15 protein-coding genes and 1 other RNA gene are annotated in these 18,555 nt (G+C 74.0%); 9 read left to right on the top strand and 7 right to left on the bottom strand.

Translation table 11 applies throughout. From position 1 onward, the window contains the following. Positions 1–147: 147 nt before the first annotated feature. The 4 genes from ACZ3IL_RS09120 to ACZ3IL_RS09105 form a co-directional block, all read right to left on the bottom strand. A complete protein-coding gene (locus ACZ3IL_RS09120) occupies positions 148–1,023 on the bottom strand; it encodes a carbohydrate ABC transporter permease (RefSeq protein WP_467388133.1) in 876 nt (291 codons plus the stop codon). Continuing rightward, positions 1,020–2,366, bottom strand: coding sequence for a carbohydrate ABC transporter permease (locus ACZ3IL_RS09115; RefSeq protein ID WP_467388131.1), 1,347 nt, complete (start codon positions 2,364–2,366; stop codon positions 1,020–1,022). The genes ACZ3IL_RS09120 and ACZ3IL_RS09115 overlap by 4 nt, the downstream gene beginning before the upstream one ends. Positions 2,367–2,373: 7 nt before the next feature. Further along, the gene (locus ACZ3IL_RS09110; RefSeq protein WP_467388129.1) at positions 2,374–3,729 is read right to left on the bottom strand and encodes an ABC transporter substrate-binding protein; all 1,356 of its coding nucleotides are present in this window, start codon (positions 3,727–3,729) and stop codon (positions 2,374–2,376) included. A 123-nt stretch (positions 3,730–3,852) separates the two neighbouring features. Then, positions 3,853–7,410, bottom strand: coding sequence for an FtsK/SpoIIIE domain-containing protein (locus ACZ3IL_RS09105; RefSeq protein ID WP_467388127.1), 3,558 nt, complete (start codon positions 7,408–7,410; stop codon positions 3,853–3,855). A gap of 578 nt (positions 7,411–7,988) precedes the next feature. Between ACZ3IL_RS09105 and ACZ3IL_RS09100 the strand changes: the two genes are divergently transcribed. The 4 genes from ACZ3IL_RS09100 (at position 7,989) to ACZ3IL_RS09085 (ending at position 13,433) form a co-directional block, all read left to right on the top strand. After that, positions 7,989–9,761, top strand: coding sequence for a serine/threonine-protein kinase (locus ACZ3IL_RS09100; protein ID WP_467388125.1), 1,773 nt, complete (start codon positions 7,989–7,991; stop codon positions 9,759–9,761). A gap of 107 nt (positions 9,762–9,868) precedes the next feature. Beyond that, positions 9,869–11,107 (top strand): serine/threonine-protein kinase, encoded by a 1,239-nt coding sequence (locus tag ACZ3IL_RS09095; RefSeq protein ID WP_467388123.1) that lies wholly within the window; start codon positions 9,869–9,871, stop codon positions 11,105–11,107. A gap of 91 nt (positions 11,108–11,198) precedes the next feature. After that, the gene (gene prfB, locus ACZ3IL_RS09090; protein ID WP_467388121.1) at positions 11,199–12,302 is read left to right on the top strand and encodes a peptide chain release factor 2; all 1,104 of its coding nucleotides are present in this window, start codon (positions 11,199–11,201) and stop codon (positions 12,300–12,302) included. A gap of 384 nt (positions 12,303–12,686) precedes the next feature. Then, positions 12,687–13,433 (top strand): LPXTG cell wall anchor domain-containing protein, encoded by a 747-nt coding sequence (locus tag ACZ3IL_RS09085; RefSeq protein ID WP_467388119.1) that lies wholly within the window; start codon positions 12,687–12,689, stop codon positions 13,431–13,433. An 88-nt stretch (positions 13,434–13,521) separates the two neighbouring features. On the opposite strand, the gene ACZ3IL_RS09080 is transcribed toward ACZ3IL_RS09085, so the two are convergent. After that, positions 13,522–13,704 (bottom strand): hypothetical protein, encoded by a 183-nt coding sequence (locus tag ACZ3IL_RS09080; protein WP_467388117.1) that lies wholly within the window; start codon positions 13,702–13,704, stop codon positions 13,522–13,524. Positions 13,705–13,947: 243 nt separating this feature from the next. On the opposite strand from ACZ3IL_RS09080, the gene ftsE reads away from it, so the two are divergent. The 5 genes from ftsE (at position 13,948) to ssrA (ending at position 17,908) form a co-directional block, all read left to right on the top strand. Continuing rightward, positions 13,948–14,637 (top strand): cell division ATP-binding protein FtsE, encoded by a 690-nt coding sequence (ftsE, locus tag ACZ3IL_RS09075; protein WP_053648390.1) that lies wholly within the window; start codon positions 13,948–13,950, stop codon positions 14,635–14,637. 32 nt (positions 14,638–14,669) lie between these two features. Beyond that, the gene (ftsX, locus tag ACZ3IL_RS09070; RefSeq protein WP_467388115.1) at positions 14,670–15,587 is read left to right on the top strand and encodes a permease-like cell division protein FtsX; all 918 of its coding nucleotides are present in this window, start codon (positions 14,670–14,672) and stop codon (positions 15,585–15,587) included. A 78-nt stretch (positions 15,588–15,665) separates the two neighbouring features. Next, positions 15,666–16,853: a S41 family peptidase gene (locus ACZ3IL_RS09065; protein ID WP_467388113.1), complete on the top strand. Its 1,188-nt coding sequence runs from the start codon at positions 15,666–15,668 to the stop codon at positions 16,851–16,853. An 18-nt stretch (positions 16,854–16,871) separates the two neighbouring features. After that, positions 16,872–17,411 carry an SsrA-binding protein SmpB gene (gene smpB / locus ACZ3IL_RS09060; RefSeq protein ID WP_467388111.1) on the top strand — a complete coding sequence of 180 codons (540 nt, stop codon included), beginning with the start codon at positions 16,872–16,874 and terminating at the stop codon, positions 17,409–17,411. Positions 17,412–17,514: 103 nt separating this feature from the next. Then, positions 17,515–17,908: a transfer-messenger RNA gene (ssrA, locus tag ACZ3IL_RS09055) on the top strand. An 87-nt stretch (positions 17,909–17,995) separates the two neighbouring features. Here ssrA and ACZ3IL_RS09050 read toward each other — a convergent pair. Together ACZ3IL_RS09050 and ACZ3IL_RS09045 are read right to left on the bottom strand one after the other, a co-directional pair. Continuing rightward, entirely contained in the window at positions 17,996–18,211 is a 216-nt protein-coding gene (locus tag ACZ3IL_RS09050; protein WP_467388234.1) for a Txe/YoeB family addiction module toxin, read from the bottom strand. A gap of 38 nt (positions 18,212–18,249) precedes the next feature. Next, positions 18,250–18,525, bottom strand: coding sequence for a type II toxin-antitoxin system Phd/YefM family antitoxin (locus ACZ3IL_RS09045; protein ID WP_467388109.1), 276 nt, complete (start codon positions 18,523–18,525; stop codon positions 18,250–18,252). Positions 18,526–18,555 lie beyond the last annotated feature (30 nt).

The raw sequence follows: 18,555 nt of genomic DNA, 5'->3' as shown, positions 1-18,555 counted from the left end.
CGGGCCGGGCCGTGCGGGAGTGCCGGGCCGTGCGCGGGTGCGGCCGTGCCCGGGTGCCGGGCCGGGCCCTGTGCGGGGGCCGGTTCGTACGCCGGTGCCTGGCCGTACGCCGGTTCTGGTTCGTACGCCGGTGCCGGGCCGTGCGGGTTACTTCACCGCGCCCGCCATCACCCCCGACGTGAACTGGCGCTGGAACGCGAAGAAGACCACCAGCGGCACCACCATCGACAGGAACGCGCCCGGCGCGAGCACGTCCACGTTGTTGCCGAACTGCCGCACCTGCTGCTGGAGCGCCACCGTGATCGGCGGCGACTGCGAGTCCGCGAAGATCAGTGCGATCAGCATGTCGTTCCAGACCCACAGGAACTGGAAGATGCCGAGCGAGGCGATCGCCGGGCCGCCGAGCGGCAGCACCACCCGGGTGAACAGCCGGATCTCGCCCGCGCCGTCGAGCCGCGCCGCCTCCAGGAGCTCGCGCGGAATCTCCGCGAAGAAGTTCCGCAGCAGGAAGATCGCGAACGGCAGGCCGAAGGCCGTGTGGAAGAGGACCACCCCGGCGGTCGTCTCGAAGAGCCCGACCGTCCCGAAGAGCTTCGACACCGGGACCAGGGCGACCTGCACCGGCACCACGAGGAGGGCGACCACGCCCAGGAACCACCAGTCCCGGCCCGGGAAGTCCAGCCACGCGAACGCGTACCCGGCGAACGCGCCGAGCACCAGGACGAGGAGGGTCGCCGGGACGGTGATCAGGACGGTGTTGAGGAGGGAGCCCGTGATCGTGTCGTTCGCCAGCAGGCGGGCGTAGTTCTCCGTGGTCAGCTGCGCCGGGGCGGTGAACACCTCCCACCAGCCGCTCGCCGCGATGTCGGACGGCGAGCGGAGCGAGGAGAGCAGCAGCCCGATCGTCGGCAGCAGCCAGAACAGGCCCGCCAGGACGAGGAAGACCCGGACCGCGCCGGACGCGGCCGCGGACGCGATCCGCGCCGCCGGGGAACGGGAGGGCCTGGCGTCGGTCGTCCTCATCGGCGGGCCTCCCTGCGCATGCGGCGGATGTTGAGCACCATCACCGGGACCACGAGCAGGAGCAGCAGGACGGCGATGGCCGAGCCGACCCCGAGGTCCGCGTCCGTGCCGAAGGACGAGCGGTACAGCTGGAGCGCGAGCACGTTCGCGTCGTCCTGCGCGGAGCCCGGCGCGATGACGAAGACCAGGTCGAAGATCTTCAGCACGTTGATCATCAGGGTGACGAGGACGACCGCGAGGACCGGGGCCAGGAGCGGCACCGTGATCCGGCGGAACACCTGCCATTCGTTCGCCCCGTCCACCCGCGCCGCTTCGAGCAGTTCGCGCGGCACGGCCGCGAGCCCGGCCCCGATGAGGACCATCGCGAACCCGGCCCACATCCACACGTACGCCCCGATGATCGCGGGCGTGACGAGCGAGGGGCCCAGCCACTCGACGCCGTTGTACTGCTCCCGGAAGTTGCCCGCGGGCAGCCGGAGCACGGCCCCGTCCGCGCGGTCGGCGGGCAGCGCGAACGTGCCGTCGGCCGCCGCCGTCGCCGTGGCGACCACCTTCCCGTCCCGTACGGCCTCGATCCGCAGCCCGGCGAGGCCCCGTTCGGCCGGGTCGACCTCGTTGGGCCGTCCGCCGCCGCCCCGGGTGAAGTCCAGCCAGGCCGTGCCGGTGACCGTGCCCGGGTCCGTGCCGGCGGGCTCCGCGGCCGGGCGGGCCCCCTCCGGCATCTGCGCCGGCGCCACCCCGATCAGCGGAAGCCGTACGGGCCGCCCGGCCCGCACCGGCTCCTTCGTCACGTACGCGCCGCCCCCGGCCGCCTTCAGCGGGTGCACGGGCAGCGGCCGGGCCTTCGGGAAGACCGAGGACTCGGCGAAGGTGTCGTGGACGCCGACCCAGACGGCGTTCGCGACGCCCCGGCCCGGGTCCTGCTCGTACACCAGCCGGAAGATGATTCCGGCGGCCAGCATCGAGATGGCCATCGGCATGAAGACGAGCAGCTTGAACGCCGTTCCCCAGCGGACGCGTTCGGTGAGGACCGCGAAGACCAGGCCGAGGGCGGTGGCGACCGCCGGGGCCAGCACCAGCCAGACCAGGTTGTTCCTGACGGCGGTGCGGAGGGAGTCGTCGGTGACCAGGGCCAGGTAGTTGTCGAGGCCGACGAAGGAGGAGCCGGAACGGTCGAAGAACGAACGCCGGACGGAGTACCCGATCGGATAGACGACGAGCGCCCCGAGCAGGAGCAGGGCGGGCAGCAGGAACCCCGCCGCCACGGCCCGGCTCCTCCGCCTCTCCCCGGCGTTCCCGCCCTTCCCGCTCCCCGCGCGCGTGGCGGTGGTGGTGGAGGACATGCCGGCCTCAGCCCTTCGCGGTCCGGTACGCCTTCGCCGCGTCCGCCTCCAGGCGCGCCTGGGTCCCGGCGATGTCCTTCGGGTTCTTCAGGAAGTCCTGGAGCGCCTTCCACTCGCCCTTGCCCGGCGTCCCGCCGAAGGACTGCGGCATCTGGTCCGACATGTCGAAGCGGAAGTCGTCGCCCGCCCCGATCAGGGCCTTGGCGATCTCGCGCTGGACGTCGTTCGGGTACGCCGCCGGGTCGAGGTTCTTGTTGGGCGAGAGGAAACCGCCCTCGGCCGCCCAGATCTTCGCCGCGTCCGGGGAGGCGAGGAAGGCGAGCAGGGCCTGCGCGCCCTTGGTGTCCTTGAGCGCGACGGCCGCGTCGCCGGCCGTCACCACGGGCACGGTGCCCGCGTCCCCCACCTTCGGGAAGGGGAAGACCTTCGCGTCCGTGCCGATCTTCGCCTTGGTCTCCGCGATGTTGACGGCCGCGAAGTCGCCCTCGAAGACCATCGCGCCCTTCGGCTCGGCGCCGCCCGTGAAGGTCTGCGCGACCGAGGCCGGGTACTCGGTCTGGAGCGCGCCGCTCGCCCCGCCCGCGATCAGCGACGGCTTGCCGAAGAGCTCGGCCAGGGTGGTCAGGGCGGCGGTGACGGACGGGTCCGTCCACTTGATCGTGTGCTTCGCGAGCTGGTCGTACTTCTCCGGTCCGGCCTGGGAGAGGTAGACGTTCTCGAACCAGTCGGTGAGCGTCCAGCCGTCCGCGCCGCCGACCGAGACCGGGGTGACGCCGGAGGCGGATATGGTCTCGGCCGTGGACAGGAAGTCCTTCCAGGTCTTCGGCTCGGTGGCGCCCGCGTTCTCGAAGACGGCGCTGTTGTACCAGACCAGGGACTTGTTGGCGGCCTTGAAGTAGACGCCGTACTGGGTGCCGTTCACCGCGCCCAGCTCCTGCCAGCCGCGCGAGTAGTTCGCGGCGAGCCGGGCCTTCACCTCGGGACCGACCGGTTTGAGCCACTTCTGGGCGGCGGCCTGCTGGATCGCGCCCACCTGCGGGAGCATCGCCACGTCCGGCGGGGAACCGCCGGCGATCTTCGTGCCGAGGAAGTTCACGATCGGGTCCTGCGCGGGCACGAACGTGACCGTCGCGCCGGTCCGCTTCTCGAACTCCCGCAGCACCTTGGTGAAGTTCTCCTGCTCCGGGCCCGTCCAGACGGCGGCGACCTCGATCTTCTCGCCCTTCAGGGGGAGATCGCCGGTGGGCTTCGCCCCCGGGTCCTCCGCGCCGCCGTCGCCGCAGCCCGCGAGGGCGAGCGCGGCGAGCGTCGCGAACGCCGTGAAGGTCACCGCGGCCTTGCGTGGACGAAGAGTTGTACGCATTGCTGCCCCGTCTCTTTCGTGCGCCTAGCTGTCCCGTGCCGACAGGTCTACGCCGGGCGCCGCGGGGCCGCAATACCGCCTTCCGCGTCACGTGGGGGATCGTGATCCGCTTGTGACGTGGCGTCAGGAACCCTGTCGCGCGGGGGCGGCGGAGGAGAGCGGCGGCACGGGCACGGCCTCGACCGACCGGGCGGCCCGGTCGAGCGCGCTCGCGAGGAGGGCCAGGTCCGTCGGGCCGTTGCCCAGCTCGCGGACCGGGCGGCGGGCGGGCGGGTCGCCCATCCGCTCCCACTCCAGCGGGACGACCGTCGGGCGGAGCGTCGCCGTCCGGGGAATCCGCCCGGTGACGCGGCCCGCCTGGAAGGGGGTCACCCGGCCGTCCGGATGCCCGAGCCGGCCCCGGCCCGCCACCGGGACGTCCGGCCCCGCCGTCGCCGGGGGCGCGTCGAGCACGATCCGCAGCCGGGCGCCGAGGGCCGGCTCCGTGTCGGCGGTGCGGTCCGGGCGGGCCGAGGCCACGACGAGGTGCACGCCGAGCCGCTCGCCGTTCCGGGCGACGGCCTCCAGGGCCCGTACGACGGAACCGGCGGCCGGCCGGCCGGGGGCGCCGAGCGCGGGGGCGACCAGCGCGTCGAAGTCGTCGACCAGGACGACGAGCCGGGGCAGCGCCCCGGTCGCGGTCCCGGCCGCCGTCCGCCCGCCCGTGGCGGGCCGGGGGACGCGGGGCGCCACGGCCTCCCCGGTCCGGTCGTCGCCCGGACCGCCGTCCCCGGCACGGAGGGCGCGACCGGCGGGGCGGTCGGCGGGACGCTCGTCCGGGCCGCCGCCCCGCCGGGGCAGCCGTCCGCTGGGGGTGTCGGCCAGGAAGGCGTCCCCGCCGCGCGCGAAACCGTTCCCGGTCCGGGGCGCGCGTCCGCCGGTCCGCCCGGCCGCGTCGTCCGCGCCCGGGTACGCGCTCCGGCCGCTCGGCAGGGAGCCGATCGAACCGTCGCCCGTGCGGAGGGTGCGCCCGCTCGGACGGTCGGCGTCCGGGAGGCGGACGGCCGCGCGGGCGTCCCGGGGAAGGGTCTCCGCCGCGCTCGGGGCGCGCTGGCCGAACAGCCGGTCCGTGACCTGCGGGGTGCGGGCGCCCCGCAGGTCGGCGAAGGAGGCGTCGCCCAGGAGCTCCGCCCGCCGCTTCAGCTCGGCGCCCAGCGCCTGGGCGAACTCCCGCATCCGGACCGGGTCCGAGGCGACCAGGTGCTCGGTGACGTGCGGCAGCTCCGTACAGGCCGCCAGCCCCTCGCCGCGCTCGCCGCCCGCCCCGTCCACGAGGACCAGGCCCAGCCGGTCGGGCCGGCCGCCCGCCGCGAGCGAGGCGGCGATCGAGCGGAGCAGTTCCGTGCGCCCGCTGCCCGCGGGGCCCTCGATCAGCAGGTGCGGCCCCTCCCGGGTGAGGTCCACGGACAGCGGTCCGCGCGGGCCCGTGCCCAGGACGGCCGTCCCGTCCCCGGCGGAGGCCCAGCGGGCCATCAGGGAGGCGGGCGTGGCCCGCGCGAGCCCCAGCTCGTCGAGGAGCCGGGACGACGGCGGCAGCGCGGCGGCCCGGCCGCGCGGGGCCGCCGCCGGGGTCTCCGGCCGCAGCGGCGCCAGCGCCCGCGCGAACCGCTCGGCCCAGGCGACGGAGACCGCGTCGACCACGCCGACGGTGCCGTGGCCCGCCACGTGCCCGCCGGAGGTCCGCAGCAGCCGCAGCGCCGTCGCCACGTCACCGCTCAGGAGCGCGGCGGCCCCGCACTCGCGGAACGCGAGGGACGCGGCGCACGCGGCCTCGTACGTCGCGGCCACCGGCGAGACCGGGGAGGCCGGGGGCGCCTCGGCGAGGCACAAGAGGTGGATGCCGGCCGCCGCGCCGGCCCCGGCGAGCCGTGCCACCGTCTCGCGCAGCGCCGCGGTGCCGGGGTCGCCGTCCACGACGACGACCGTCCGGGGTCCCTCGTGGCGGGCCGCGGCGTCGGCGACGGCCGCGCGGTCCGCGCTGGGCCAGCCGGGACCCAGCGGGCCGTCGTCGAGCCGCCGGGCCAGTTCGGACGTACGCGCGTGGGCCTGCTCGCGGTCGTAGGCCAGGAGCAGCCGGCAGTCCTGGCCGTGGGCCGGACGGACGTGCGGGAGCCAGCCGAGCCAGCCCCAGGCGCGGCGCCGCTCCTCCGGGGAGCGGTTCCGGTCGGTGCTGAGGAGCACGATCTCCAGGTCGGAGGGGGAGTGCAGGGCGGCGAGCTGGGCCACCACCGAACGGGCCAGACCGGCGAGCCGGTCGCCGGGGCCGGCCAGGCCGAGCGAACCGGCCTCGCGCAGCCCGACGGTGACCGGCACGCCGGAGAGTTCGGCGCGGTCCGTGGTGCCGAGCCGGACCGCCAGGAACTCCGGGTGGTCCGGCTCGCGCTCCCACAGCCGGGGGCCGGGGCCGAGGGCGTTGAGCAGGACGGTGGCCGGGTCGGGCCAGGTGTCGGCGCCCGGCACGGGACCCCGGGGGCCGGCGTCCCCCGGGGCACCGGCGCCCCCGCCGGGGGCCTGCCGGGTCCCGGCGGGGGCCGGAAGCTCCTCGCGGCCGCCGGCGAAGCGCCGGGCCCACGCGCCGAGCCCGCGCCTGCCGCCCGCCCGGACGGACGCGCCGGGAGCCGTCGGGACGTCGTCCCCTCCCCGGCCGGCCTCCGGGAACCCGTCGTGCGCCCCGCCGCCGGCGCCGTCCCCCCGGCCGTCGCCGTACGCGTCGTGGTGTCCGTGCCCCGCGCGCGGGGGGCCCTGGACGTGGTCGTGCCCGCCGTCGTACGGGCCGCTCCGGTCGTCGCCGTACCGGCCTCCGTCGTACGGGCCGTCGTACGAACCGCCCCGGCCGTCGCCGTACCGGCCTCCGCCGTACGGGCCGCCGGGGCCGCCGTCCCACGCGAGTCCGTGCCCGCCGTGGGTCGTGTCGTCCGCCGGACCGGCCGGGACCGTGGGGCCTCCCGCCGGTCCCGGCCTGCCGGTCCCGTCCCGTCCTTCGGTCCCGCGCGCGAGCCGCAGGTGGCCCTCGCCGTCCGGGGCCGTCGCCACCGTGTCCGTACCGCCGGGGCCGTCGTCCGGGCCGGTCAGGCGCAGGACGGACTCGCCGAGGCGCAGCAGCGCGCCCGGGCGGAGCCGGACCGGGCGGTCGCCCACGGGCGCGCCGTCGAGGACCGTGCCGTTCGTGGACCCCCGGTCGGCGACCGTGATCCGGCCGTCCCCGCCGACGGTCACCGTGCAGTGCGCGCGGGAGACGTCCGGGTCGTCCAGCGGCACGTCGGCGTCGGCGGAACGGCCGATCCTGACCGTCCCGCCGTGCAGCAGGTGCACCCCGCCCGCGTCCGGGCCCGCCACCACGTGCAGCCGGGCGGAGGCGGGCTCCCCGGCCCGGTCGTCCGGGCCGGGGACCTGGAGGGAGAGGACCGCGCCGTCGACCAGCGGGGGTTCGCCGAGCACGCAGCGCCGTCCGTCCAGCCGCTCCGCGCCCGCGTAGAGCACGACCGTGCCCGACGCGGAGGACTCGGGGCCGGTGACGGCGGCGGCCAGTTGCGAGGCCACGGCGGAGAGCGCCGTCCCGGCGGGGGCGGTGACGAGCACGTCGCAGGCGCGCCCGGCGCCGGGGCCGGCGTGTGGCGCGAGGACGGTCAGCCGGATCTGCATCGCCGTCAGCGGTCCCTTCTGCGCGACGTGCCCGGCAGGGGGACCGCCCTGTGTCTCCCCCCACCCGGCACGGACGCGTCGTCCGGTACAGGTCGGCACGGCGCGGGGCTCCCGACCCCTCGGTGCGGCGTGCTGAGGGCATCCTCGCACCTGCCGGTGACAACGCGCCCGCGGGTCGGCCGTAAGTGATCTTGAATGGTCGGCTGTGGACGTAAAAGTGCCTGGTTGGGCATGCCTTCGGAACATGTCCGGCAACCGTCCCGCTCGAAGAAGCGTCTTCTTCCGGGCAGGACCGGGTGCCGTTCCGGACACCTCCGGTCGGAGCCGGGCCGGAAGCGGGCACGGGAATGGGCGCGGGACCGGGCCGGAAGCGGCGCGGACGCCGGGCCGGCGCCCGCCCGCGCGGAGCCCGCAGGCCCGGCGCGCCGCTCCGGAACCGCCCCGCGGAGGACCGGTCCGGCACCCGTTCGGCGGCACTAAAGTGGGTCGGACATCCGGACGGGTCACAACAAGAGGACAGGGCCTCCGGGACACCGCGGGGACCACTCCGGGACCACGATCAGCAGGGAGCGCGTGACGTGCGGCCTATCGGCAGCAAGTACCTGCTCGAGGAGCCGCTCGGCCGCGGCGCCACGGGCACCGTCTGGCGAGCCCGCCAGAGGGAGACGGCGGGCGCCGAGGCGGCCGTGCCCGGCCAGCCGGGCGAGACCGTCGCGATCAAGGTCCTCAAGGAGGAGCTGGCCAACGACGCGGACATCGTGATGCGCTTCCTGCGCGAACGGTCCGTGCTGCTGCGGCTCACCCACCCGAACATCGTGCGCACCCGCGACCTGGTCGTGGAGGGCGACGTCCTCGCCCTCGTCATGGACCTGGTCGACGGCCCCGACCTGCACCGGTACATCCGCGACAACGGCCCGCTCAGCCCGGTCGCCGCCGCGCTCCTCACCGCCCAGATCGCCGACGCGCTCGCCGCGAGCCACGCCGACGGCGTCGTCCACCGCGACCTGAAGCCGGCCAACGTCCTGCTCGCCGAGCGGGACGGCGGGATGCACCCGATGCTCACGGACTTCGGCATCGCGCGCCTCGCGGACTCCCCGGGCCTGACCCGCACCCACGAGTTCGTCGGCACGCCCGCGTACGTGGCGCCGGAGTCCGCCGAGGGCCGCCCGCAGACCTCCGCCGTCGACATCTACGGCGCCGGCATCCTCCTCTACGAGCTGGTCACCGGCCGGCCCCCGTTCGCCGGCGGCACCGCCCTGGAGGTCCTGCACCGGCACCTCAGCGAGGAACCGCGCCGCCCCTCCACCGTGCCCGGACCGCTGTGGACGGTCATCGAGCACTGCCTCGACAAGAACCCCGAGCGCCGGCCGAGCGCCGTCAACCTCGCCCGCGGCCTGCGCGCGGTCGCCGCCGGCATCGGCGTGCACGCCACGCCCGCCCAGATCGAGGCGGCGGACGGCGTCGCGGTGCTCCTCGCCCCGGACCCGGCGCCCGCGCCGGTCCCGGAGACGCCCGGCGCCGCCGACCCGACCCAGGTCCTGTCCGCCGGTGCCCCCGGGGCCGCCGACCCCACCCAGGTGCTGCCCGCCGGGGCCGGGGCGCCGCCGCGGTACGACCCCGCCGCCGCGACCGGCGTCCTGCCGGCCGGGGGGCCGGGCGGCGCCGACCCGACGGCCGTCATGCCCCCGGTGCCGACGCGGCCGCCGGGGGGCGGGGAGGAGGGGCGGAACAACGAGGAGCCGCACCCCTGGCAGAGCCAGCTCCGCGCCGCCCGCGACCGCAACGAGCAGACGCAGGTGCAGTACCTGGACCCGGGCGAGGACCCCCTGCGCCGCCGTCCCCAGCGGCAGCCGCAGCAGCCCCCGCAGCCCCCGCAGAACCGGCAGCGGCCCGGCGGGTACGGGCAGCAGCACGGGCAGCAGCCCCCGCCGTACCGGCAGCAGCCCCCCGCCCCCCAGCAGTACGCCCAGCAGCACCAGCCGCAGCAGTACGCGCCCCCGCCGCAGCCCGCCCCGCAGCAGCGGTACGCCCCGCCCCAGCAGCAGTACGCGCCCCCGCAGGCGCCGCCCCCGGCGCCCGCGCCGCGCGAGCCGCGCCCGCCCCGGCGGCGCGGCGCCAACCCGATGCGCATCCCGGGCCTGGGCTGCCTCAAGGGCTGCCTGTTCACGATCGTCCTGTTCGTGGTCGCCGGCTGGCTCGTCTGGGAGCTGACCCCGCTCCAGGACTGGGTGGCCCAGGGCAAGGGCTACTGGGAGGCGATCGGCGACGGCGTCTCGTCGTTCGGCGACTGGGTCTCCAAGCTGTTCGACAGCACCGGCACCTCGGGTGCTACCGGCGGTACGGGACAGTAGTACTGCCGATTTATCGACTTCCGGGGGGAGTTTTCCCCCCGGAAGTGACGATCGGCGGTCGCGGACGCGTAGCTTTGGCGTGAACCGCAGCCGCTGAGGGAGCAGTCTTGGCACGGAACATCGGCAGCCGCTACACCGCCCACCAGATCCTCGGGCGGGGCAGCGCCGGAACGGTGTGGCTCGGCGAGGGCCCCGAGGGGCCCGTCGCCGTCAAACTGCTGCGCGAGGACCTGGCCTCGGACCAGGAACTGGTCGGCCGCTTCGTCCGGGAGCGGACCGCCCTGCTCGGCCTCGACCACCCGCGCGTGGTCAAGGTCCGCGACCTGGTGGTCGACGGCAACGACCTCGCCCTCGTCATGGACCTGGTGCGCGGCACCGACCTGCGCACCCGCCTCGACCGCGAGCGGCGGCTCGCCCCCGAGGCCGCCGTCGCGATCGTCGCCGACGTCGCCGACGCCCTGGCCGCCGCGCACGCCGCCGGCATAGTCCACCGGGACGTCAAGCCCGAGAACATCCTGCTCGACATGGAGGGCCCGCTCGGCCCCGGCGGTTCCCACCCCGCCCTCCTCACCGACTTCGGCGTCGCCAAGCTGATCGACACCCCCGGCCGCACCAGGGCCACCCGGATCATCGGCACCCCCGACTACCTCGCCCCCGAGATCGTCGAGGGCCTGCCGCCGCGCGCCGCCGTCGACATCTACGCCCTCGCGACCGTCCTGTACGAGCTGCTCGCCGGCTTCACCCCGTTCGGCGGCGGCCACCCGGGCGCGGTCCTGCGCCGTCACGTCACCGAGACCGTCGTCCCGCTGCCCGGCATCCCCGAGGAGCTGTGGCAGCTGCTCGTGCAGTGCCTTGCCAAGGCCCCGGCCTCCCGGCTGCGCGCCTCCGAGCTGGCCGCCCGCCTCAGGGACGTGCTGCCGCTGCTCAGGGGCATCCCGCCGCTGGACGTGGACGAGCCCGACGCGGAGCCGGCCCCGGAGCCGTACGAGGAGGAGGGGTACGCCACCGTCGCGGGCGCCGCCCAACCCGGTCCGCGCCGGACCGCCGTCCCGCTCGTCCCCGGGGCCTCCGCCGACTCCCACCGCGACACCCACACCTCCATGCGCGTCCCGGCCCCGGACGAGCTCTCCGGCGGCCCGCTCGGCACGGCCCGCGCGCCCCGCCCGGCGGGCGCCCGCCGCCCCGGCTCGGCCCGCCACAAGGCGGGCGCGGTCCGCAAGCGCCGGATCACCCTCGCCGTCGCGGCGGTCGTGCTGGCGGGAGCGATCGGAGCCGGCGGCTACCTCGCGGCCTCCGGGGACGCGGAGGCCCCGCCGCAGGACTCGAAGCGGTCCTCCGCGCCGTAGGGGCGCCGGGGACGCCGGGCGGGGCCGGCCGCCGGGACACCCCCGGTCGCCGGGGGTTCGGCTCCCCGCCCGGAGCCGTTACGCTGGACGCGTGGCAGTCGTCGATGTATCCGAAGAGCTGAAGTCCCTCTCCTCGACCATGGGGTCGATCGAGGCCGTCCTGGACCTCGAGAAGCTGAGGGCCGACATCGCCGTGCTCGAAGAGCAGGCCGCGGCCCCGTCCCTGTGGGACGACCCGGAGGCGGCGCAGAAGATCACGAGCAAGCTTTCGCACCTCCAGGCCGAGGTCCGCAAGACCGAGACCCTGCGCGGACGGATCGACGACCTCGCGGTGCTCTTCGAGCTCGCGGAGGAGATGGACGACCCGGACACCCTCGCCGAGGCCGAGGCGGAGCTGGTCTCCGTCCGCAAGGCCCTCGACGAGATGGAGGTCCGCACCCTCCTCTCCGGCGAGTACGACGAGCGCGAGGCCCTGGTCAACATCCGGGCCGAGGCCGGCGGCGTCGACGCCTCCGACTTCGCCGAGCGCCTCCAGCGCATGTACCTGCGCTGGGCGGAGCGCCACGGGTACTCCACCGAGGTCTACGAGACCTCGTACGCGGAGGAGGCCGGCATCAAGTCGACCACCTTCGTGGTGAAGGCCCCGTACGCCTACGGCACGCTCTCCGTCGAGCAGGGCACCCACCGGCTCGTCCGCATCTCGCCCTTCGACAACCAGGGGCGCCGCCAGACCTCCTTCGCCGGTGTCGAGATCCTCCCCGTCGTGGAGTCGTCCGACCACGTCGAGATCGACGAGTCCGACCTGCGCGTCGACGTCTACCGCGCCTCCGGCCCGGGCGGACAGGGCGTCAACACGACCGACTCGGCCGTGCGCATCACGCACATCCCGACCGGCATCGTGGTCTCCTGCCAGAACGAGCGCTCCCAGATCCAGAACAAGGCGAGCGCCATGAACGTCCTGCAGGCCAAGCTCCTGGAGCGCCAGCGCCAGGAGGAGCGGGCCAGGATGGACGCCCTGAAGGACAGCGGCAGCTCCTGGGGCAACCAGATGCGGTCGTACGTCCTCCACCCGTACCAGATGGTCAAGGACCTCCGTACGGAGTTCGAGGTCGGCAACCCGCAGGCCGTCCTGGACGGCGAGATCGACGGCTTCCTGGAGGCGGGCATCCGCTGGCGCAAGCAGCAGGACAAGTAGCCCACGGCTCCGTCCGCCGGGCCCCGCACCCCACCGGTGCGGGGCCCGGCGCCGTTTCCCGGTCACACGGCGCATTCGCTGACGCAAGGGGAAGACGGGTCGCCGGAACGCTATGTCGACAAGGGAACCGGCCCTGCGGAGGCCGGTGTTCAGGGCTTACGTCACAGTTGCATCATCGCATGTCGGGCGCCTGGTGACCTTTCGGGCATCGCACGCGCAACGACCTTGACGCCTCATCGGAAACTCGGAAGGGTGTCGTACCGGCATGCGCATTCCCGGGGCGCGTGTGAACGGGGGGCCGGTCCGGTCGTGACGTCGCCCCCTGCCGCGCAGGACCCCGAGCGCTGCCCCATGACGAGTTGAGCTACTGGGGGTAGCAGCCAGATGACCAAGCAGATGCGAATCCGTATCGCGCGCGTCGCCGCCGGTGCGGTGATCGCCGCCGGTGCGTCGCTCACCGCGGCGGGCGCCGCACAGGCCGTGGGGGCCTTCGAGGGCGAGCCCGACCCGACGCCCACCTGCATTCCCGGCACCGTCGGTTGCGAGGAGACCCCGCCGCCGGTGACCGAGCCGCCGGTCACGAAGCCGCCGGTCACGGAGCCGCCGGTGACCGAGCCGCCGGTCACGAAGCCGCCGGTCACGGAGCCGCCGGTGACCGAGCCGCCGGTCACGAAGCCGCCGGTGACCGAGCCGCCGGTCACGAAGCCGCCGGTCACGGAGCCGCCGGTGACCGAGCCGCCCGTCACCACACCGCCCACGGGTCCGGGCACCACCGCCCCGCCGACCGGCAAGCCGACCGGCAAGCCGGGCACCAAGCCGGGCACCACCGCCCCGGAGCCGGGCACCACCGCCCCGGTGCCGGGCGCCACGGACGCCCCCGGCGACTGCACCGTCAACCTCGACGGGGTCGAGTGCGCGGCTGCCGGCAACGGCACCACCGGCAACAACAACCCCGACACCAACAACGCCGGCTCGCAGCCCGTGCAGCAGGGCCAGGCGAAGGAGGAGCTCGCCGAGACCGGCGCGGCCGAGACCTCGTTCCTGGTCATCGGCGCCGCGACCATGATCGCCGGCGGCATCGGTTTCCGGATGCTGCCGCGCCTCGTCACCGGCGGCCGCACCGCCGCCTGACGGTTCCGTACGCGACGAAGGGCCGGGGAGACCTCTCCCCGGCCCTTCGCCGTCCTTCCGGGCCCGCACGGGGCCGTCCGGCGGCCTCCTAGGGCGTGCGCACCGCCATCAGCAGGGCGATCGCCGCCAGCAGGGCGATCGCCAGCGTCAGCAGCATCGCGGGGGACGGCCCGCGGGGGGTCAGTCGCTCCCGGCTCGCGCGGCAGACGGGGCAGCGGCCCTCGGCGACCGGGGCCGCGCAGCTGGCGCACACCAGTCGGTCGTAGGTCATACGCTCTCCTCCTCCCGTCCTCCCGCACCGGGACGCACACCGGGACAACGTGCGGGGGGTTCCGGACGTTCCCCCCACCACTGTGCCAGCTCCGCGTCGTTTCGGCGCGCCCCGCCGGCCCCCGCCCCCACCGCCCGGAAGGGCGAAAAGGATATACCGCGCAAGCCAGGACCGCGACTGCGAGGGCCGTCCCGGGTCGCGTAAGGTCACGCACACCTACTCCCGGCCGACCGTGGTGCATCCGTGATCCGATTCGACAACGTCTCCAAGTCCTATCCGAAGCAGAACCGCCCCGCGCTCCGGGACGTCTCCCTGGAGATCGAGAAGGGGGAGTTCGTCTTCCTCGTCGGTTCCTCGGGCTCCGGAAAGTCGACTTTCCTGCGGCTGCTCCTCCGTGAGGAGCGCGCCAGTCAAGGCCAGGTGCACGTCCTCGGCAAGGACCTGGCCCGGCTGTCCAACTGGAAGGTGCCGCACATGCGGCGGCAACTCGGCACCGTCTTCCAGGACTTCCGCCTGCTGCCCAACAAGACCGTGGCCCAGAACGTGGCCTTCGCCCAGGAGGTCATCGGCAAGCCGCGCGGCGAGATCCGCAAGGCCGTCCCGCAGGTGCTCGACCTGGTCGGGCTCGGCGGCAAGGAGGACCGGATGCCGGGCGAGCTCTCCGGCGGCGAGCAGCAACGCGTCGCCATCGCCCGGGCCTTCGTCAACCGCCCCATGCTGCTGATCGCCGACGAGCCCACCGGCAACCTCGACCCGCAGACCTCCGTCGGCATCATGAAGCTGCTCGACCGCATCAACAGGACAGGTACCACCGTCGTCATGGCGACCCACGACCAGAACATCGTCGACCAGATGCGCAAGCGCGTCATCGAGCTCGAAAAGGGCCGCCTCGTCCGCGACCAGGCGCGCGGCGTCTACGGATACCAGCACTGAGCCCGTAGCGAGCAGGAGGAGAAACCAGACCCATGCGCGCTCAGTTCGTGCTTTCCGAGATCGGCGTCGGCCTCCGGCGCAACCTGACGATGACCTTCGCCGTCATCGTCTCCGTGGCCCTCTCGCTCGCCCTCTTCGGCGGCGCGCTGCTCATGCGCGAGCAGGTCAGCACGATGAAGGACTACTGGTACGACAAGGTCAACGTCTCCATCTTCCTCTGCAACAAGGCCGACGCGGCCACCGCGGGCAAGTGCCCCAAGGGCGCGGTCACCGCACAGCAGAAGGAGCGGATCGAGGCCGACCTGAAGAAGATGGACATCGTCGAGTCCGTCCAGCGGGAGACGGCCGACGAGGCCTTCAAGCGCTACAAGGAGCAGTACGGCGACACCGCCATCGCCTCCGTGGTGACGCCGGACCAGATGCAGGAGTCGTTCCGGGTCAAGCTCAAGGACCCGGAGAAGTACAAGGTGGTGGCCACCGCCTTCGCCGGGCGGGACGGCGTCGAGTCGGTCCAGGACCAGCGGAACATCCTGCAGAACCTCTTCGACCTGATGAACGGCATGAACATCGCCGCGCTCGGCGTCATGGGCCTGATGCTGGTCATCGCGCTGATGCTGATCGTCAACACCGTCCGCGTCTCGGCCTTCAGCCGCCGCCGCGAGACCGGGATCATGCGGCTCGTGGGCGCGTCCAGCTTCTACATCCAGATGCCGTTCATCATGGAGGCCGCCTTCGCCGGGCTCCTCGGCGGCGGCGTCGCCTGCGTGCTGCTGCTCGTCGGCCGGTACTTCCTGATCGACCACGGCATCGCGCTGGCCGAGAAGATGCAGCTGGTCAACTTCATCGGCTGGGACGCCGTGTTCGCCAAGCTGCCGCTGGTGATCGCCATCGGCCTCCTGATGCCGGCCGCGGCGGCCTTCATCGCGCTGCGCAAGTACCTGAAGGTGTGAGAAAGCACCCGTCGTGAGGGACGGCGTCGTGCGGCCACGGCCCGTGCGGCGCCGTCGCCCTGTCCTACAGTGGACGCCATGCCCGACGGCACCGACCTTCTCCGTCCCCGGCCCCGCGGAGCGCTCCGCGGGGCCGTTCTGACGCTGGTCTTCACCGGCGTCCTCGCCACCGCCGCCGCCACCGGTTCGCTGCCGCGGCAGGAACCGGCGGGGAAGCGGGCCGAGGCGCTTCCCGGTCCGGGGTCCCGGACTCCGGGCCGTACGCCCGTCGACGGCGCCGCGCTCGGCCGGGCCGCCGCCGCGGCCATGGCCGACGGGAAGTCGGGCAAGCAGGCCGCCGAGGAGTTCGTCAGCCGCAGCGGTGACCGCTGGGGCGCGGTGTACGACAAGCGGGAGTACGCGGAGTTCGAACGGGCCCTCGACGGGGCCTACACGGGCGTCGGGCTCTCCGCGGGCCGCGCCGGCGGGGGCCGCGTCCGGGTGACCCGGGTCCAGCCGGGCGGCCCCGCCGACCGGGCCGGGCTGCGGGCGGGCGACCGGCTGGTCTCCGTCGACGGGCGCCCGGTGGACGGCCTCTCCGTCTCCGAGGCCGTCGCCCTGCTGCGCGGTGACGGCGTGCCCGGCTCGTCCGTCGTCCTGGGGGTCGAGCGCGGGCGGGCGGCCTGGACGCGGACCCTGCGCCGGGCCCGGCTCGCGACGGACCCGGTGACCGTCCGCCGCCTCGACGACGGGGCCGTGCTGATCCGGGTCGAGGCCTTCACCAAGGGCGCGGGCGCGCGCGTGCGCGAAGCGGTGCGGAAGGCGCCGTCCGGCGCCGGCGTCCTCCTGGACCTGCGGGGCAACTCCGGCGGCCTCGTCACGGAGGCCGCCTCCGCCGCCTCCGCGTTCCTGGACGGCGGGCTCGTCGCCACCTACGACGTGGAGGGCGAGGAGCGGGCCGTGTACGCGGAACGCGGCGGCGACACCGGCCGGCCGCTGGTGGCGCTGGTCGACGGGGGCACGATGAGCGCGGCCGAACTGCTCACGGGCGCCCTCAAGGACCGGGGCCGGGCCGTCACGGTCGGTTCCCGGACCTTCGGCAAGGGCTCGGTCCAGATGCCGAGCACCCTGCCCGACGGGTCGGTCGCCGAGCTGACCGTCGGCCACTACCGGACCCCGGCGGGGCACGCCGTCGACGGGCGCGGCATCACGCCCGACCTGACGGCGGGGGAGCGGGCCGAGGAGCGGGCGAGGACGGTATTGAGTGGCCTCGGAGGGGGCTCGTAGTGCGAAAATGACCGCACTATGGCAAAGGGACTCGTGAACGTGCAGGGCAAGCCTGCCAAGAAGAACCAGGACAAGGCGCCGGAGCGCAAGCTCGTCGCGCAGAACAAGAAGGCGCGGCACGACTACCAGATCATCGACACCTACGAGTGCGGTGTGGTGCTCATGGGCACCGAGGTGAAGTCGCTGCGCATGGGACGGGCCTCGCTGGTCGACGGCTTCGTCCAGATCGACGACCACGAGGCGTGGCTGCACAACATCCACGTTCCGGAGTACACGCAGGGCAGCTGGACCAACCACTCGGCCAAGCGGAAGCGGAAGCTTCTCCTCCACCGGGAGGAGATCGACAAGCTGGAGGCGAAGGCGCAGGAGACGGGTCACACGATCGTGCCCCTCGCGCTGTACTTCCTGAACGGCCGGGTCAAGGTCGAGATCGCCCTCGCCAAGGGCAAGAAGGAGTACGACAAGCGCCAGACCCTGCGGGAGAAGCAGGACACGCGCGAGACCAACCGCGCCATCGCGGCGGCCAAGCGGCGCGAGCGCGCGGGGCGGTCCCTCTAGCCCCCGGGGCCGGCTCCCGGGAATACGCTGGCGACGGCCGCCGTTGGTCACGTACGATGGGGCACGCACCCCACGGCGGGTGCGACCTTTGAAAAATCAACATGGGGATGATCGGTTTCGACAGCGGATACCGATGCAGAGGAAGCGTGTCGAGGAAGCGGCAATGATCTCGTAAACCATATGTCGCAACCAATAATCGCCAACTCCAAGAGCGATAACTCCCGCTTCGCCCTCGCTGCCTAATTTTTAGGTAACGAACAGAAGCCTCTGTGAGGAGCGTCAGCCCGGGGATGGTCCCGACCCGGATCCTGGCGTCATTCAGGGATCTAAACCTCCTGCCCCGGTCACGGGGGCCGGAGGGAAATCAAACAGTGACTGAGCCCGTCGGAGACTTGTCCGCGTGATCTCCGGGGCTGAGAAACTCGTAGCGGACTGCACACGGAGAAGCTCTGTTTCCGTACCGTTGGACGCGGGTTCGATTCCCGCCATCTCCACCGAGCGCCCGGGGGCACGTTCCCCGGGCACCTCATCCCATGTGGGCGAAGGCCCGGCGGTCACCACGACCGCCGGGCCTTCGTCATGTCTCAGTAGCGGTACCTGGCCTGGACGATCTTCACTTCCCCGGCGTCCGCCCGGTAGACGAGACGGTGCTCGTCGTCGATCCGACGGGACCAGTAGCCGGTCAGGTCCCCCTTCAACGGCTCCGGTTTCCCGATCCCCTTGAAGGGGTCCCGCTGGATCTCGCCGATCAGGCGAACGATCCGGCGTGCCGCCCGCCGGTCCGTGCCGATCCAGAACAGGAAGTCCTACCAGGCCGCCGGATCGAAGTGGACACTCCTCACTCCTCGCCTCCGGCCATCTCCCTCAGCTCGTCGGTGGTCGAGACGACCGCCGCCCGCCCCTCCCGGTCCCGGGTCACCGCTTCCATGAGCCGTCCGGCGTTCTTGGGAGAACGCAGCAGGTGAACCGTCTCCTGCCAGGCGTCGTAGTCGGCGGCGGACATCAGGACGGCGTCACCGTTCCTGGAGGTGATCCGCACCGGAACGTGGTCGTCGTTGACGCGTTCGATGAGCGGGAAGAGCGTGGCCCGTGCCTCGCTGGCGCTTATGGACATGACGCGGTCCCCTTCCGGCGGTCTCGTGAC

This window comes from Streptomyces sp. NPDC014907 (assembly GCF_055562975.1).
Note: the sequence above shows the minus strand (reverse complement) of the source record. Positions and strands in the feature narration are given on the sequence as shown.

Coding starts and splice junctions, on each gene's coding strand:
- ACZ3IL_RS09120 (WP_467388133.1), bottom strand. CDS start 1,023: ATGAGGACGACCGACGCCAGGCCCTCCCGTTCCCCGGCGGCGCGGATC.
- ACZ3IL_RS09115 (WP_467388131.1), bottom strand. CDS start 2,366: ATGTCCTCCACCACCACCGCCACGCGCGCGGGGAGCGGGAAGGGCGGG.
- ACZ3IL_RS09110 (WP_467388129.1), bottom strand. CDS start 3,729: ATGCGTACAACTCTTCGTCCACGCAAGGCCGCGGTGACCTTCACGGCG.
- ACZ3IL_RS09105 (WP_467388127.1), bottom strand. CDS start 7,410: ATGCAGATCCGGCTGACCGTCCTCGCGCCACACGCCGGCCCCGGCGCC.
- ACZ3IL_RS09085 (WP_467388119.1), top strand. CDS start 12,687: ATGACCAAGCAGATGCGAATCCGTATCGCGCGCGTCGCCGCCGGTGCG.
- ACZ3IL_RS09080 (WP_467388117.1), bottom strand. CDS start 13,704: ATGACCTACGACCGACTGGTGTGCGCCAGCTGCGCGGCCCCGGTCGCC.
- ftsX (WP_467388115.1), top strand. CDS start 14,670: ATGCGCGCTCAGTTCGTGCTTTCCGAGATCGGCGTCGGCCTCCGGCGC.
- ACZ3IL_RS09065 (WP_467388113.1), top strand. CDS start 15,666: ATGCCCGACGGCACCGACCTTCTCCGTCCCCGGCCCCGCGGAGCGCTC.
- smpB (WP_467388111.1), top strand. CDS start 16,872: ATGGCAAAGGGACTCGTGAACGTGCAGGGCAAGCCTGCCAAGAAGAAC.
- ACZ3IL_RS09045 (WP_467388109.1), bottom strand. CDS start 18,525: ATGTCCATAAGCGCCAGCGAGGCACGGGCCACGCTCTTCCCGCTCATC.